This window comes from Roseateles sp. P5_B10, assembly GCF_056400485.1.
In genome coordinates this window covers 1-2,365 of sequence record NZ_JBFULE010000796.1, presented here as the reverse complement: position 1 = coordinate 2,365, position 2,365 = coordinate 1, and the positions used below count along the sequence as shown (strand labels likewise).

At 66.1% G+C, this 2,365-nt stretch carries 3 protein-coding genes; all 3 read left to right on the top strand.

Going from position 1 to position 2,365, the window contains the following annotated elements; translation table 11 throughout:
- The coding region (locus tag AC1DU6_RS27740; protein WP_477861060.1) for a DNA translocase FtsK at positions 1 to 731 on the top strand (731 nt) is incomplete at its 5' end.
- Positions 728 to 1,333: an outer membrane lipoprotein periplasmic chaperone LolA gene (gene lolA / locus AC1DU6_RS27735; RefSeq protein ID WP_457324799.1), complete on the top strand. Its 606-nt coding sequence runs from the start codon at positions 728 to 730 to the stop codon at positions 1,331 to 1,333. The genes AC1DU6_RS27740 and lolA, both read left to right, overlap by 4 nt.
- Positions 1,330 to 2,365 (top strand): replication-associated recombination protein A (locus tag AC1DU6_RS27730; RefSeq protein WP_477861058.1); only part of this gene is annotated, 1,036 nt, incomplete at its 3' end. The genes lolA and AC1DU6_RS27730, both read left to right, overlap by 4 nt.

Genomic DNA, 2,365 nt, shown 5'->3' with positions numbered 1-2,365 from the left:
CCAACGGCATCAGCATTCCGAATCCGTTCGCGCTGAACAACGAAGAACCCGAACCGCTGGAGCGTCTGCCGTTCATCGTCGTCGTCATCGACGAAMTGGCCGACCTGATGATGGTCGYCGGCAAGAAGATCGAGGAACTGATCGCTCGCCTGGCGCAGAAGGCGCGCGCGGCCGGCATCCACCTGATCCTGGCCACGCAGCGGCCGTCGGTGGACGTCATCACCGGCMYSATCAAGGCSAACWTCCCGACSCGCMTKTCCTTCCAGGTCASCTCSAAGATCGACAGCCGCACCATCCTCGACCAGATGGGCGCCGAGGCGCTGCTCGGCATGGGCGACATGCTCTACATGCCCTCGGGCACCGGCCTGCCCATCCGCGTGCATGGCGCCTTTGTCAGCGACGACGAGGTGCACCGCGTTGTGGAGTACATCAAGTCCCAGGGCGAACCGAATTACATCGAAGGCATTCTCGAAGGTGGCGTGCTCGACGGCATCGACGGCGAGGCGCCGGCGCCGGGCGAGGCCGGCGGTGAGCAAGACCCCATGTACGACCAGGCCGTGGCTATCGTCCTACAACATCGCAAGGCTTCCATCTCGCTGGTGCAACGCCATCTGCGCATAGGCTACAACCGCGCCGCGCGGCTGCTGGAGCAGATGGAAAACTCCGGCCTCGTTGGCGCGCTGGCATCCAACGGCAGCCGTGAACTGATCATTCCTAAACGAGACGAATGAAGAAACTCCTGCTCTCCCTGACGCTGCTCATTGCTGGCATCGCCCACGCCGATGCGGTCGATGCGCTGCGCGACTTCGGCCGCGACGTGAAGAGCGGCAAGGCCAATTTCACGCAAACGGTGACGTCGCCCGACGGCAAACGCAAGAAGGTCTCTTCAGGCAGCTTCGAGTTCGAGCGGCCCAACCGCTTTCGCTTTGCCTATGCCAAGCCCTTCGAGCAAGTCATCGTCGCCGATGGCCACAAGGTCTGGATCTATGACGCCGACCTCAACCAGGCCAGCTCGCGCAAGCTGGGTGAAGCGCTGGGTGCCACGCCAGCGGCCCTGCTTGCTGGCAGCAATCTTGAACGCGACTTCACGCTGAAGGCCCAAGCAAGTGACGGCGGCCTGGATTGGGTGCAGGCGCTGCCCAAGCAGGCCGAATCGACGATCCAGTCGCTCAAGCTCGGCTTCAAGGGCAAGGAGCTGGCGGCCATGGAGATCGTCGACAGCTTCGGCCAGCGCTCACGGCTGGACTTCAGCGCCGTGCAGGCCAATGTGCCAGTGGCGGCCGAGCGCTTCCAGTTCAAGCTGCCGGCCGGGGCCGATCTCATCGAGCAGTGAGCACCACGTCCCTTTTCGATGCCGACCCGCCCGCGCAGCCGCTGGCCGAACGGCTGCGCCCGAAGACGCTGGACGAGGTCATCGGCCAGCGCCATCTGCTCGGCCCCGGCATGCCGCTGCGCGCGGCCTTCGAGGCGGGGCGGCTGCAGAGCATGATCCTGTGGGGCCCGCCCGGTGTCGGCAAGACGACGCTGGCGCGCCTGGTGGCCGGCGCCTTCGACGCGCAGTTCATCGCCATCTCGGCCGTGCTGGGCGGCGTGAAGGACATCCGCGAGGCGGTGGACCGCGCCCAGATTGCAGCCCAGCAGGGCCGGCGTACGGTGGTCTTCGTTGACGAGGTGCACCGCTTCAACAAGGCCCAGCAGGACGCCTTCCTGCCGCATGTCGAGTCCGGCCTGTTCACCTTCATCGGCGCGACGACCGAGAACCCCAGCTTCGAAGTCAACTCGGCGCTGCTGTCGCGCGCCCAGGTGCAGGTGCTGAAGAGCCTGGACGCGAGCGAGCTGCAGGAGCTGATCGAACGTGGCGCCAGGGAGCTCGGTGTCGAGGCGCCGACGAAGGAAGCCGCCGACCGACTGATTGGCTACGCTGACGGCGATGCGCGCCGGCTGCTGAACGCCCTGGAGTCCGCCGCGTCGCTCGCCAATGGCGCCCGCATCGACGAAGCACTGCTGGAGCGGACCCTCGGCGAACAGCTGCGCCGCTACGACAAGGGTGGCGACCAGTTCTACGACGTCATCAGCGCCCTGCACAAGTCGGTTCGTGGCAGCAATCCCGATGCGGCGCTCTACTGGTTCGTGCGCATGGTGGATGGCGGCGTCGACGCCCGCTACATCGCGCGCAGGCTGATCCGCATGGCCAGCGAGGACATCGGCCTGGCCGACCCGCGCGCGCTGCGCATCACGCTGGATGCGGCTGACACTTACGAGCGCCTGGGCACGCCCGAGGGTGAACTCGCCTTGGCCGAGGCAGTCGTCTACCTCGCCATCGCGCCCAAGTCCAATGCCGTCTACAAGGCCTTCAACGCGGTGA

Coding starts and splice junctions, on each gene's coding strand:
- lolA (WP_457324799.1), top strand. CDS start 728: ATGAAGAAACTCCTGCTCTCCCTGACGCTGCTCATTGCTGGCATCGCC.